Source organism: Pseudomonas sp. GW822-FHT04C11 (genome assembly GCF_058800905.1).
The window spans coordinates 155,028-167,262 of the sequence record NZ_JBXAMS010000004.1; the positions used below are offsets into that span (position 1 = coordinate 155,028).

14 protein-coding genes are annotated in these 12,235 nt (G+C 59.3%); 5 read left to right on the forward strand and 9 right to left on the reverse strand.

The features are described from left to right. Positions 1 to 10 precede the first annotated feature (10 nt). Positions 11 to 208: a hypothetical protein gene (locus AC1RJ3_RS08475; protein WP_493078658.1), complete on the forward strand. Its 198-nt coding sequence runs from the start codon at positions 11 to 13 to the stop codon at positions 206 to 208. A gap of 241 nt (positions 209 to 449) precedes the next feature. Here AC1RJ3_RS08475 and AC1RJ3_RS08480 read toward each other — a convergent pair whose 3' ends face one another. After that, a complete protein-coding gene (locus AC1RJ3_RS08480; RefSeq protein WP_054596887.1) occupies positions 450 to 662 on the reverse strand; it encodes a DUF3079 domain-containing protein in 213 nt (70 codons plus the stop codon). Positions 663 to 924: 262 nt separating this feature from the next. On the opposite strand from AC1RJ3_RS08480, the gene AC1RJ3_RS08485 reads away from it, so the two are divergent. From AC1RJ3_RS08485 to AC1RJ3_RS08500, 4 genes are read left to right on the forward strand one after another with little or no spacing between them, the layout of a single operon-like run. After that, the gene (locus AC1RJ3_RS08485) at positions 925 to 1,449 is read left to right on the forward strand and encodes an iron transporter (protein ID WP_018927822.1); all 525 of its coding nucleotides are present in this window, start codon (positions 925 to 927) and stop codon (positions 1,447 to 1,449) included. Beyond that, complete coding sequence (locus AC1RJ3_RS08490) at positions 1,450 to 1,782, forward strand: cupredoxin domain-containing protein (protein WP_493078398.1); 333 nt, start codon at positions 1,450 to 1,452, stop codon at positions 1,780 to 1,782. A gap of 22 nt (positions 1,783 to 1,804) precedes the next feature. Further along, complete coding sequence (locus tag AC1RJ3_RS08495; protein ID WP_347929714.1) at positions 1,805 to 2,659, forward strand: FTR1 family iron permease; 855 nt, start codon at positions 1,805 to 1,807, stop codon at positions 2,657 to 2,659. Beyond that, entirely contained in the window at positions 2,647 to 4,026 is a 1,380-nt protein-coding gene (locus AC1RJ3_RS08500; protein ID WP_054596883.1) for a 4Fe-4S binding protein, read from the forward strand. Before AC1RJ3_RS08495 ends, AC1RJ3_RS08500 begins: the two co-directional genes overlap by 13 nt. Before the next feature lie 16 nt (positions 4,027 to 4,042). On the opposite strand, the gene AC1RJ3_RS08505 is transcribed toward AC1RJ3_RS08500, so the two are convergent. The 8 genes from AC1RJ3_RS08505 to narH all read right to left on the reverse strand — a co-directional run bounded on the left by AC1RJ3_RS08505 (position 4,043) and on the right by narH (position 12,234). Then, the gene (locus tag AC1RJ3_RS08505) at positions 4,043 to 4,738 is read right to left on the reverse strand and encodes an anaerobic ribonucleoside-triphosphate reductase activating protein (protein WP_493078401.1); all 696 of its coding nucleotides are present in this window, start codon (positions 4,736 to 4,738) and stop codon (positions 4,043 to 4,045) included. Then, positions 4,735 to 4,902 carry an anaerobic ribonucleoside-triphosphate reductase gene (nrdD, locus tag AC1RJ3_RS08510; protein ID WP_054596881.1) on the reverse strand — a complete coding sequence of 56 codons (168 nt, stop codon included), beginning with the start codon at positions 4,900 to 4,902 and terminating at the stop codon, positions 4,735 to 4,737. Before nrdD ends, AC1RJ3_RS08505 begins: the two co-directional genes overlap by 4 nt. 32 nt (positions 4,903 to 4,934) lie before the next feature. Beyond that, complete coding sequence (locus AC1RJ3_RS08515) at positions 4,935 to 6,950, reverse strand: ribonucleoside triphosphate reductase (RefSeq protein ID WP_493078403.1); 2,016 nt, start codon at positions 6,948 to 6,950, stop codon at positions 4,935 to 4,937. Positions 6,951 to 7,276: 326 nt separating this feature from the next. Then, complete coding sequence (gene moaA, locus AC1RJ3_RS08520; protein ID WP_054596879.1) at positions 7,277 to 8,269, reverse strand: GTP 3',8-cyclase MoaA; 993 nt, start codon at positions 8,267 to 8,269, stop codon at positions 7,277 to 7,279. A 25-nt stretch (positions 8,270 to 8,294) separates the two neighbouring features. Next, positions 8,295 to 9,254, reverse strand: coding sequence for a peptidylprolyl isomerase (locus tag AC1RJ3_RS08525; RefSeq protein WP_347929709.1), 960 nt, complete (start codon positions 9,252 to 9,254; stop codon positions 8,295 to 8,297). A 10-nt stretch (positions 9,255 to 9,264) separates the two neighbouring features. Beyond that, positions 9,265 to 9,945, reverse strand: coding sequence for a respiratory nitrate reductase subunit gamma (gene narI, locus AC1RJ3_RS08530; RefSeq protein ID WP_103315284.1), 681 nt, complete (start codon positions 9,943 to 9,945; stop codon positions 9,265 to 9,267). Then, a complete protein-coding gene (gene narJ / locus AC1RJ3_RS08535) occupies positions 9,938 to 10,693 on the reverse strand; it encodes a nitrate reductase molybdenum cofactor assembly chaperone (RefSeq protein WP_054596876.1) in 756 nt (251 codons plus the stop codon). Before narJ ends, narI begins: the two co-directional genes overlap by 8 nt. Before the next feature lie 2 nt (positions 10,694 to 10,695). Further along, positions 10,696 to 12,234, reverse strand: a complete 1,539-nt coding sequence (gene narH, locus AC1RJ3_RS08540) for a nitrate reductase subunit beta (RefSeq protein WP_493078406.1) — start codon at positions 12,232 to 12,234, stop codon at positions 10,696 to 10,698. Position 12,235: the final 1 nt, after the last annotated feature.

Here is a 12,235-nt window from a genome sequence, read left to right on the forward strand (position 1 = left end):
TGGTGGCTCGATGGGGGCTGACGACAAGACTATCCATCGTCGCCAAAGCACTCACGGTTACACACGGCAACAGGCAGCACCGCGTTCGTTGCGGATCGGGCAGGAACACTCAGCGCGGGTGATTTTCTTCGGCTATATCGATAGCTCGCAGATCACCCGCCTGCATCCGGTGACCAAGAAGATCGGGGCTGGATTTGGGTGCTTTTAAGGAGTATTGCGGGAACAGCCAAACAAAAAAACTTTCTTTGGACCAAAAAAATGGATCTCTTTTCAGAGATCCATTCCTTTCTTAACCGTACCTGCAATTGCTTAACGATCACGGCCGGTATTGTCCAAAGATGCGATCAATCTGAGAAAGCGAGGTTTGGTGTCCCAGCTTCAGTGTGACTGCCTTGAAGGTTCTCCATGCGAGGAAGACTGCGGTAACGAACGACCATTGCGGGCTTGCGCTAGATACCTTCATTCTCTGTCTTGTCTGTGACGATGAGGGACTCGATACCCCAGTCGCCAGGCAGATGCCAATCTTCCCCGAACAGCTCGGCCGGATGCATCGTACGGTCGGAACCATTGCCGCACGCCAGGGACTTGGCTGGACAATACCGGTCGCATCCCCAACAGATCCGCTCGGGGTGCTTGGGGTTGACGGGGAAGTTCTTGGCCATGTCGATCTCCAATCATTGAGAGACGTTTTTGCAAGCTACAGCCTTTGTGCAAAACCATCCTTGATCGATATCAAGAATCAACATCGAGCGACTGCCCGTTCATGCGGCGGCACAGATGACCCACAGCGTCGAGCGCGCCCAGCGCTTTCGCCAGCGTGACAAGCGATCGGTTTAAGTGCTCGAAACTTGATAACAATCATTATTGTTTGCATAAAAGCTTCCTAGACTCGGGTTCCTACTCGTTAGTGCCCAGGAAGACTTCATGCGTACTCACCTCTCACTCGCCCTGCTCTTGCTCGTACCGCTGGCTCACGCGAAGGAGTACCCGATCGGGGAACCCCAGCTGTGTCAGGGACTGGAAGTCGGGGCGGTGTATCTGCAACCCATCGAGATGGCCCCGGCGGGCATGATGCGGGCGACTGTCGATTCCGATGTTCACCTGGAAGCCGACATTCGGGCCACCGCGGACAATCGACAGGGCTTTCAGGAAGGTAGTTTCGTGCCTTACCTCAATGTCTCGTTCAACTTGAGCAGAGCGGGTAACCCGGACGAAATCAAGGGCGACTTCCATGCCATGGTCGCCAATGACGGTCCGCACTATGGCGACAATGTGAAGCTGCTGGGACCGGGCAAATATCGGCTGACCTTCACCGTGCTACCACCCACCGGTCACGGTTCCCTCGGGCGTCATACCGATAAGGAAACCGGTGTAGCGCCCTGGTTCGAACGCTGCGAACTGCACTACGAGTTCATTTATGCCGGCATCGGTAAAAAAGGTGGCTATTGAATGAAGCGCCTGCCGCTTGCCTGGCTGATGGTGGCCGGAGCCGTTGCGCCGTTGACCGTCCATGCCGATTTGCCAAGCTACGAACTGATCCTGCGCGATGGCCACTTCTCCCCTGCCTTACTCGAGGTTCCGGCCGGACAGCGTTTCAAGATTGTCCTGAGGAATAACGGTCAGGGGCCGGCCGAGTTCGAGAGCACACCGCTGCGGGTTGAAAAAGTGCTGTCACCAGGCGTGACCACCTTTGTCGTCATTCACCCCCTCAGATCCGGCCACTACCCCTTTTTCGACGAGTTCAATCCACAACTGCCCGAAGGCGGCATTCTCGCGAAATAACCCGCACCCGCACGGAGTTTCCATGAATCAATCAATGTTCATCGTCTGGCGCGAAAGCGTCGAGGCGCTGCTGGTGATCGGCATTCTCCAGGCCTGGACCTGCCAACAAGGTCCAGGCAATCGCCTGGTCAAATATCTGTGGGCCGGTGTGATGCTGGGATTGATGCTCTCGGGCCTGCTGGCGGTGCTGATTCTGTTTGCCGGCGAGGCCATGAGCGGTTCAGCGAGTGAATGGTTCCAGGCAGCACTGGCGTTGATTGCCAGCCTGTTGATGGTGCAAATGGTTGGCTGGATGCATCGCAACGGGCGCACGCTGAAATTTGACTTGCGACGACATGCCGATAGCCATCTGACCCGGCGAGGCGGCCTGGGGTTGTTGTTGCTGGCCATGCTCGCCGTCGGCCGCGAAGGCAGCGAAACCGTAGTATTTCTCTATGGTGCTGGCGCCCGCTTGCGAGGTCCGCAACTCGGTTTGTTTGCGGTCGGCGGCGTCATGGGGCTGGTGCTGTCGGCACTCACCCTTGCCCTGCTGCACAGCAGTCGCCGGTTCATTTCATGGCAGCGATTCTTTGCCATCAGCGAAGTCGTCCTGCTCATGCTCGGCGCGGCGTTGCTGGTCAGCGGCACCGAGCGAATCGGCGGCCAACTGCTCGTCCTCGATTTTCCAGAGCAGGTGTACAGCATCGTTGGTGAGGCGCTTTGGGACAGCAGCACACTGTTGAACGACAGCCATGGATTGGGTGGCTTTCTGGCCAGTTTTGCTGGTTATCGGGCAACCCCCAGTGGCCTGACCTTGTTGGTGTGGGTCGGTTACTGGCTGGTCGTCGGCGGCTGGCTACGGCAACAGACTGCGGACAACCTGCCATGCCCGACCTGAGCCGCCACAATCAATGGCTTCAGCGCCTGGGTGACGGGATGCGTCGCCATGCGTCCGTCATTCGGGCCGTGCAGTGGGTTGTCGTACTGTTTTACGCGGTGCTGTTGGTGACCCCGGCGCTATTGCCGCTACCGGATAGCCAGGCGCGGATACTCGACCACCTGACCTTGCTCGCGCAGTTTCTATTCTGGGGGATCTGGTGGCCGTTCGTGTTGCTGTCAATGGTGTTCTTCGGTCGACTTTGGTGTGGCGTTCTGTGCCCGGAAGGTTCGCTCAGCGAGTGGGCCAGCCATTACGGAAAAGGCCTGGGTGTGCCGCGTTGGGTGCGCTGGGGCGGCTGGCCCACATTGGCGTTCTGCCTGACAACCCTCTACGGCCAGTTGATCAGCGTTTATGACTACGCCCAGGCCGCGCTGTTGATTCTGGGTGGCTCGACCGTCGCAGCGGTCATCGTTGGGTTGTTATTCGCCCGGGGCAAACGGGTCTGGTGCCGTTACCTGTGCCCGGTCAGCGGCGTCTTCGCCTTGCTCGCCCGGCTGGCCCCTGTGCACTTTCAGGTCGATGAACAACGCTGGATAGAGAATGCCGCACCACGCCTGCCACCGCCCAACTGCGCTCCCCTACTCGATATCCGCCGCCTGCAAGGCGCCAGTGATTGCCACGCCTGCGGACGCTGCAGCGGGCAACGCGGTGCCGTTCAACTGATCGCCCGCTCCAGCAATCAGGAGATTCTTCACGCAAGCGCGCAGACGCTGTCGCCTTGGGATACACGCTTGCTGCTGTTCGGCGTGATCGGCTTGGCCATGGGCGCGTTTCAGTGGACGGTCAGCCCGTGGTTTATCGCCCTCAAACAACACCTGGCCCAGTGGCTGGTCGAACACAACCAGCTCTGGGCCCTGCAGGACAATGCCCCCTGGTGGTTGCTCACCCATTACCCGCAACTCAACGACAGCTTCAGTTGGCTCGACGGCTTCAGCATCGTCACTTACTTGAGTTTGAGTTCGATTGTGCTCGGCGCAGCGTTGACGCTGCTTCTGCGATTGACGGCCCGACTGGCGCGAGATCGCGCACTGTATTGGCCTCTGGCGCTGACACTCACACCTCTGGGGGGGGCCGGACTGTTTCTCGGGCTGTCGGCCACCACCGTCAAATTACTGCGTTATGAAGGTCTGCTGCTGGAGTGGGTACAACCCGCCAGGGCCTGTCTGTTATTGGCCGCCATGGGGTGGAGCCTGCTACTGGGTTGGAAACGGCTGAAACACGAAAATATTTCCCTGGTTCGGCGCGGGTCGGGGGGCGTTTGCCTGTTACTCGCCAACGGCCTGATCGGGTTTGGCTGGTGGTTGCAGTTCTGGGGCTGGGCTTGAGTTCCCTCAAGCCCCGTTACCCCCGTAGCACGAAGACTGGGAACAACTCGCGCATGGCCCCCCACAACTCTGGCAGCAAGGCTTGTGCCGAAACGCTCGGCAACAGCGGATCGAACATCCGCTCGGTGCGAACCAGTTGCACGGCGAAGCGTTTGACGCCAAGTGCATTCAAGCGTTTGGCCAGGATCAGCAGACGTGCAGGCTCGAACAAATGCCAATGCACGGTGGTGCGACATTCGTAGTCCACACCACTGGCCAACAGATACTCAAGGCTGCGCCAGTTGGCCGCTCCACTGCCCTCGACCCGGGTGATGGCCTGGCAATCCTCGGGCAATGCCTTGACATCGAAGCCGACCCAATCAGCACCGGTCAGTGCCTTGGCGAAGGCAGCAGGCTTGATGCCAGCGCTGTGCATGCCAATGCGAAATCCCATTTCCCGCACTTCATCCATGGCACCGAGCAAGCCGTCCTGCAGCGTCGGCTCACCGCCGCTGAACACCACGGCATCGAGCAGGTCCTGACGACGTTGCAGAAACGCCAACACCCGCCGCCAATCCACTTCCTCACTGCCACGAGGGGGAATCAGCTGCGGGTTATGACAATAACGACAACGCCAGGCGCAACCCTGGCAAAACAACACGCAGGCGAGCTGCCCCGGATAGTCGAGAGTGGTCAGGGGCACCATGCCCCCAACCCGAAGCGTTCGACTCATTGGCGCCCGACCAGCGCCGCGCTTTCAGTAAAGTGCACCCGCTCGCGGTGCTCCGACTGTTTACCCGGATTGAACGCTGACACGGGACGGTGATAGCCCATCACGCGGGTCCAGACTTCGCAGCGTTGACGTTGAGCCTGAGGCAGTGGTTGCGATGCAGTCATGGTGAAGCTCCTTGCGGTTGAGGGGATAGAAATCAATGAACAGTGCCGATTTTCTGCTCTTGCAGCAGCAGAACTTCGTCGCACTTGGGGCAGAACTCATGCTCGCCATCAAGGTAGCCGTGCACCGGGCAGATGGAGAACGTCGGGGTTACGGTCAGGTACGGCAGGCGGAAACGTCCAAGGGCCTTGCGCACCAGCTGCTTGCAGGCCTGGGTCGAGGAAATCCGCTCGGCCATGTACAGATGCAAGACCGTGCCGCCGGTGTATTTGCATTGCAGCTCGTCTTGAAGTTCCAGGGCTTCGAAGGGGTCTTCGGTGTAGCCCACGGGCAGTTGCGAAGAGTTTGTGTAATACGGCGCCTGCGTACTGCCCGCCTGGAGAATGTCCGGATAGCGCTTGAGGTCCTCCTTGGCAAAGCGGTAGGTGGTGCCTTCCGCCGGTGTCGCTTCCAGGTTGTAGAGATGACCGGTTTCTTCCTGGAAGCGCAGCAATGTGGCGCGCACATGGTCCAGCAGATTCAGGGCAAATCGCCGGCCATGCTCGGTGTGCATGCCCTCCTCGTCGCCGGTGAAATTGCGCAGCATTTCATGCAGGCCATTGAGGCCGATGGTGGAGAAATGGTTGCGCAAGGTCCCCAGGTAGCGCTTGGTGTAAGGGTACAAACCGGCATCCATGTGGTGCTGAATGACCTTGCGCTTGACCTCCAGGCTCTCCATCGCCAGCTCCATCAGCGTGTCCAGCCGTTTCAGCAAACCGCTGGTATCACCCTTGAACACATAGCCCAGACGCGCACAATTAATGGTCACTACGCCGAGCGATCCGGTCTGTTCCGCCGAGCCAAACAAGCCACCGCCGCGCTTGAGCAACTCGCGCACATCCAGCTGCAACCGGCAGCACATCGAACGCACTTGATTGGGCTGTAGATCCGAATTGAGGAAGTTCTGGAAGTAAGGCAAACCGTAACGCGCCGTCATCTCGAACAGACGGTCGGCGTTTTCACTGTCCCATGGAAAGTCATGGGTGATGTTGTAGGTCGGAATCGGAAAGGTGAACACTCGCCCTTTCGCATCGCCAGCCTGCATCACCTCGATGTAGGCGCGGTTGAGCACATCCATTTCGACTTGCAGGTCGCCGTAGGCAAACGGCATTTCCTCCCCGCCGATGACGGGTATCTGCTCGCGCAGATCCTGCGGGCACACCCAGTCGAAGGTCAGATTGGTGAAAGGTGTCTGGGTGCCCCAGCGTGACGGCACATTGAGGTTGTAGATGAACTCCTGGATCGCCTGGCGGACCTGCGGATAGCTCAGTTGGTCCTTGCGCACATACGGCGCCAGGTAGGTATCGAACGAGCTGAAGGCCTGGGCGCCGGCCCATTCGTTTTGCAGGGTGCCGAGGAAATTCACCATTTGCCCCAAAGCACTGCTCAAGTGCTTCGGTGGCCCGGCTTCAACACGTCCGGGCACACCATTAAGACCCTCATGCAACAAGGTGCGCAGCGACCAGCCAGCGCAGTAACCGGCCAGCATGTCCAAGTCATGTACATGCAAATCCGCCTCTCGATGAGCGTGGCCGATCGCCTCGCTGTACACCTCGTCCAGCCAGTAGTTGGCGGTAACCTTGCCCGACACGTTCAACACCAGCCCGCCCAGTGAGTAGCCCTGATTGGCGTTGGCCTGGACCCGCCAGTCTTCACGGTCCAGGTACTCGTTCATCGACGTCGCCACTTCGACCAGGGTCCGGCGGTCGCGACGCAAACGCCCGTGCTGTTCGCGATAAACGATGTAAGCACGCATGGCGAGGAAAAAACCGGAGTCCATCAGCACCCGCTCAACACGATCCTGGATCTGCTCGACATGCAGCCTTGGCAGCCTTTCCAATCGGGCGAGTACCGCTTCGAGCAGACCTTCGGCTTCAACGTCGGTGTACTCCCCGGTTGCCTTGCCGGCAGCGATCAATGCCTGACGGATCTTGTCGGCATCGAAGGCAACCAGACTGCCATCGCGCTTGTGCAAGCGGTTACATCCAACTGAGATCAGCGTGCTCTGCATTTGGCCTCCAGATACTACATATAGATGTTTGCAGACAAACAAACACAACATGCAGTTAAGACTACGGACAAAGCGCTGTTCTGCAATTGACCAACGTCAAGATTTGCCGGTGAAAAAACACTCGATGACGGTGAAGGGAGAATCCGCTGCGAACACTGTGGCGAGGGAGCTTGCTCCCGCTGGGTTGCGAAGCAACCCTAAATGAGGCAATAAGACTATTCAGACAGATCGAGCTAGCAGGATTACGACCGATTCGCGGCCGAGCGGGAGCAAGCTCCCTCGCCACAAGGATTGTGTTTAGCAAACTCTTTCCTTAACAGATCAGTTCACCCGCCGCTCATGTTCATGAACCGCACAATCTGCACCTCCCCTTCGGGGCCGAAGTCGTGGCGTAGCGGCTTGCCGCGCAAGGCCTTCTGCACCGCGTTGACCAGGGGTTGGTCATCCAGCGGGTAACGCCGCAGTAATCCGCGTAAATCCAGGGCATCGTCCTGCCCCAGACAGAGCAACAGCTTCCCCTCAACGGTCATCCGCACCCGGTTGCAGCTGCCACAGAAGTTGTGGCTGTTGGGTGAAATGAAACCGATCCGGGTATCGGAATGGTCTTCCAGGCGAACGTAGCGTGCCGGCCCGCCACTGTTTTCGGCGCTGTCGAGCAATCGATGACGACTGGCGATCAACGCCCGCACTTCGTCGCTGGAACAAAACGACTCGCCACGCGCGCGGCCAACATCACCCAAGGGCATTTCTTCGATAAAACTGATATCGATGTGTTGATCGATGGCGTATTGCACCAACGCCGGGACTTCATCGAAGTTGCGCCCCTTCATCACCACACAGTTCAGCTTGATCCGCTCAAACCCCGCGCCCCGCGCGGCTTCAATGCCGCCCAGCACCTGATCGAGATCGCCGTTGCGGGTGATCGCGCGAAACTTCTGCCCGTCCAGGCTATCGAGACTGATGTTCATCCGCTTGACCCCTGCCTCCGCCAACGGCCGGGCCAAACGGCCCAGTTGCGAGCCGTTGCTGGTCATCACCAGTTCGCGCAAACCGGGTAAGGCGGCGATGTTGCGGCACAGCCCGACAATACCGGGACGGATCAGCGGTTCGCCGCCGGTGAGGCGGATTTTGCGAACACCTTGGCCGACGAACAGCGCCGCCAGACGCTGCAGTTCTTCCAGCGTCAGGACCTGCTGACGCGGCAGAAACGTCATGTTTTTCGCCATGCAATACACACAGCGAAAATCACAACGGTCCGTCACCGACATCCGCAGATAGTCGATCTGCCGTCCAAAACCATCCTGCATGACAGCGTTCATCACATCTCCCCGTTTACCCCAAGGCTCACTGCACTAGCGGTGAGTCGGCGCCCTGCAAGTGGATGCCGCGAATATCCGCCGCACCGATCAGGGTTTGCAGGTATTGCACCAGGGCTTTTTGCCAGACGCCTTGCTGCAACTGCGTGCGGATCGCCGTCGACACCACTTCATAGGGCAACGGCATGCCTTCGACCCGCTGATCGACACTGACCACATGCCAACCGTAACGGCTTTCCAGCGGTTTACTCGCCAGCCCCGGCGCCAGGGTGAACAGCTGACGTTCCAGTTCAGGTACGGTCTGACCCTTGCTGATCTGTCCCAAAGAACCGCCTTGAGCTTTCGACGGGCAGGCCGAATATTTCACGGCCATCTCGGCGAAGCTGCCGGGAAAATCCTCCAGCCGCTGCAACAGAATTTCAGCTTGAACATGCGCAAGCGCGCGGGCCTCGGCATCGTCCGGCGCACATTCGAGCAGGATGTGCCGCACCGCCAGCAACGGCGCGCTGTGAAAGCGCCCGCGATTGTTTTCGTAGTAACGAAGGCTGGTTTCCTCATCGCACTGAGGCACCTGCACCTCACGCTCAAGCAACAAGCGCGTGGCCGCTTCTTCTTCGTTCTCACCGGAGCCGACTTCCAGCGACACGCCGAGTTCGGCAATGCGTTGCTGCAACAACTCGCGGATCACCAGCGCCCTGGCGGCCAGGTAGACCGCCTCCTCGCGGCTTTCCGCCGGGTGATATTGCAGTTCCTGAGCCATCGCCTCCGGGGTGATCGACACCGCGTTGACGCTGATGATCGGCCACTCCTGCTCACTGCTGGCGATCAACTGCGCCGGGGCGTCGTGGGCCGCCGGCGCAACCGGGAGTGCGTCAAACTGCACCGCCCCGGTCGGCGCGATATCCACAACATCGGGTTGCGCTTGTTTGGAAGAACCGCAGCCACCGCTGCCCCCGTTACCGCCACCACATCCACATCCACCTGACATGATTGTCTCCTCAGAACTTCTGACGAACGATTTGATAACGACGCCCCAAGTACCAGACCGGTGCACTGATCATGTGTACGAGACGGGTGAAGGGGAACAGCACGAACAGGGTCAAACCGAGAAACACATGCAGCTTGTAGATCAAGCCGACCGGCGCGATGGACGCCGCCGCTTCCATCGGCCGCAACAGCACGGTGTTCTGCGCCCAATCGGCGAGCATCACCATCACCGAGCCGTCCATGTGTTCGGTGGACGCCACAATCGTCAGCAGACCGAGCAGCAACTGCGCCAGCAGCACCAGCAACACCAGAATGTCCGAAGTGCTGGAAGTGGCGCGTACCCGTGGATCGCTCAGCCGCCGATTGACCAGCATCAGTAGGCCAACCAGGCACAACAGACCGAAAAGCCCGCCGGAGACCATTGCCAGCAGCTGCTTGTTCTCAGTGCTGATCACATGGTGATAAACCGACGCCGGGGTCAGCAGGCCGACGAAGTGCCCGGCCAGTATGAACAACACCCCGATGTGGAAAAAATTGCTCGCCACGCGCATGCCGCGCTGGTTGAGCATCTGACTGGAGCCTGCCTTCCAGGTGTACTGCGACAGATCGAAGCGGGCCCAACTGCCAATCAGGCAAATAGCCAGGGCGATATAGGGATAGATCCCGAACAACAACAGGTTCCATTTAGACATTGCCTACCTCCTTGGCCGGCACGGCGGCCAGCCCTTCATGCTGAAAATCCACCCAGTGCAACGGCACTGCGCTTTCTTCCCGGACCTTGCCCGGTGCGCTTGGCAGCGAACTGCAACGGTCCTGCTGTTCGGCCTGGAGAAAGTCCACGGCCTCCTCTTCCCAGATCTTGTCGAGGGCTTCAAGGGAGTCGTCACGCGGCTCGGCAGCCACCTGCGCCCGCAGGTCGGCCACCGCCTGATGCGGCTCGGCCCCGGCAATTTGCAGCAGCGCGCGGAAGCAACTGGCGTACGCACTTTCACGCTCATCCAGACGCGCCGCGAGCAAGGCCAACAGGTGCGACACATCTGCCAGGCCCTCGCGGGCCTCGATGTCTTCGCGAGTAGAAAGGAACTCCAGATACAGCGGGATATAGTCCGGAAGTTCTTTGACGCCGATGGCAAACCCGGCGGCTTCGTATTGCGCCATCATGTCGACCATCGCCTGACCTCGGTCACGGGACTCACCGTGCACATGCTCGAACAGCAGCAGCGACAGCGAACGCCCCCGGCCGAACAGCGCACCGTAGTGCTCCTGTCCGTCCATCAGGTCATTGGTGCAGATCAGCTCCAGCAACTCGAATAACGCACCGCGCTGCTTGGGGCTGATTTCCCGGGACTCGATGATCGCCTGCTCCAGTTCGTCGCGACCGCCAATCAATGCCTCGGTCGGGTAGTCGAGCAGCAGCGAAATCACTTTGAGAATTTGCATGCTCATTCCTCCCACAACTGAACGGTTTTGAGGATGTCGCGGCGGTTGGCTTTCTTGGCGCCGAACATGTTGGTGTCGGAGCTGCCGCTACAGCCGCTGCCGAAACTGAAACCGCAACCGGAGCGCTCGGCGAAGGCATCGCTCATCGCGTCTTCACGGTGGGCGCTGGGCACCACAAAGCGGTCTTCGTAGTTGGCAATCGCCAGGTAGCGATACATCTCTTCGACCTGGACCACGCTCAAGCCGACATCCTTCAGCACTTGCAGGTCCTGGACGCCATCGACTTGCTCGGATCGTTTGTAGGCGCGCATCGCCAGCAAGCGTTTAAGCGCACGCTTGACCGGTTTTTCATCGCCCGCTGTCAGCAGGTTCGCCAGGTACTTCAGTGGAATACGCAGGCTGTCGACATCCGGGATCACCCCGTTCATGCCCACGGTGCCGGCGGTCGCCGCATTCTGGATCGGCGACAGCGGCGGTACGTACCAGACCATCGGCAAGGTGCGGTATTCCGGGTGCAGCGGCAGCGCCAACTTCCAGTCCACGGCCATTTTGTAGACCGGCGAACGTTGCGCAGAGTCGATCACTGACTGCGGCACACCATCGGCCAAGGCCTGACGGATCACCGCCGGGTCATTCGGGTCGAGGAAGATCTCCAGTTGTTTCTCGTACAGATCCTGCTCATTGGCGGTGCTCGCCACTTCGCTAATGCGATCAGCGTCATACAGCAGCACGCCGAGGTAGCGGATACGGCCGACACAGGTTTCAGCGCAAACGGTCGGCATCCCGGCTTCGATACGCGGGTAGCAGAAGATGCATTTCTCGGACTTGCCGCTTTTCCAGTTGAAATAGATCTTCTTGTACGGACAACCGCTGATGCACATCCGCCAGCCACGGCATTTTTCCTGGTCGATCAGGACGATGCCATCCTCTTCGCGCTTGTAGATCGCCCCGCTCGGGCACGAGGCCGCGCAGGTCGGGTTGAGGCAGTGCTCGCACAGGCGCGGCAGATACATCATGAAGGTGTTTTCGTATTCGCCGTAAATGTCCGCCTGAATCTTGTCGAAGTTCTTGTCCTTGCGGCGCTTGGCGAACTCGGTACCGAGAATCTCCTCCCAGTTCGGGCCCCACTCGATTTTCTCCATGCGCTTGCCGGAGATCAGCGAACGCGGGCGCGCTGTTGGCTGGTGCTCGCCCAGCGGCGCGGTGTGCAGGTGCTGGTAATCGAAGTCAAACGGTTCGTAATAGTCGTCGAGGCTCGGCAGGTCAGGGTTGGCGAAAATGTTCGCCAACACCCGGAATTTCCCGCCAATGCGCGGGTTGATCGTGCCGTTGGCGTTGCGAATCCAGCCGCCCTTCCACTTGTCCTGGTTTTCCCATTCTTTCGGATAGCCAATCCCCGGTTTCGATTCGACGTTGTTGAACCAGGCGTATTCCATGCCTTCGCGGCTGGTCCAGACGTTTTTGCAGGTGATCGAACAGGTGTGGCAACCGATGCATTTGTCCAGGTTCAGAACCATGCCGATTTGTGAGCGAATCTTCATC

Excerpts from the sequence above, each read along its gene's own strand:
- nrdD (WP_054596881.1), bottom strand. The coding sequence starts at position 4,902 with ATGACTGCATCGCAACCACTGCCTCAGGCTCAACGTCAACGCTGCGAA.
- narJ (WP_054596876.1), bottom strand. The coding sequence starts at position 10,693 with ATGCAAATTCTCAAAGTGATTTCGCTGCTGCTCGACTACCCGACCGAG.
- AC1RJ3_RS08475 (WP_493078658.1), top strand. The coding sequence starts at position 11 with ATGGGGGCTGACGACAAGACTATCCATCGTCGCCAAAGCACTCACGGT.
- AC1RJ3_RS08495 (WP_347929714.1), top strand. The coding sequence starts at position 1,805 with ATGAATCAATCAATGTTCATCGTCTGGCGCGAAAGCGTCGAGGCGCTG.
- AC1RJ3_RS08480 (WP_054596887.1), bottom strand. The coding sequence starts at position 662 with ATGGCCAAGAACTTCCCCGTCAACCCCAAGCACCCCGAGCGGATCTGT.
- narH (WP_493078406.1), bottom strand. The coding sequence starts at position 12,234 with ATGAAGATTCGCTCACAAATCGGCATGGTTCTGAACCTGGACAAATGC.
- narI (WP_103315284.1), bottom strand. The coding sequence starts at position 9,945 with ATGTCTAAATGGAACCTGTTGTTGTTCGGGATCTATCCCTATATCGCC.
- moaA (WP_054596879.1), bottom strand. The coding sequence starts at position 8,269 with ATGAACGCTGTCATGCAGGATGGTTTTGGACGGCAGATCGACTATCTG.
- AC1RJ3_RS08505 (WP_493078401.1), bottom strand. The coding sequence starts at position 4,738 with ATGAGTCGAACGCTTCGGGTTGGGGGCATGGTGCCCCTGACCACTCTC.
- AC1RJ3_RS08500 (WP_054596883.1), top strand. The coding sequence starts at position 2,647 with ATGCCCGACCTGAGCCGCCACAATCAATGGCTTCAGCGCCTGGGTGAC.
- AC1RJ3_RS08515 (WP_493078403.1), bottom strand. The coding sequence starts at position 6,950 with ATGCAGAGCACGCTGATCTCAGTTGGATGTAACCGCTTGCACAAGCGC.
- AC1RJ3_RS08525 (WP_347929709.1), bottom strand. The coding sequence starts at position 9,254 with ATGTCAGGTGGATGTGGATGTGGTGGCGGTAACGGGGGCAGCGGTGGC.
- AC1RJ3_RS08485 (WP_018927822.1), top strand. The coding sequence starts at position 925 with ATGCGTACTCACCTCTCACTCGCCCTGCTCTTGCTCGTACCGCTGGCT.
- AC1RJ3_RS08490 (WP_493078398.1), top strand. The coding sequence starts at position 1,450 with ATGAAGCGCCTGCCGCTTGCCTGGCTGATGGTGGCCGGAGCCGTTGCG.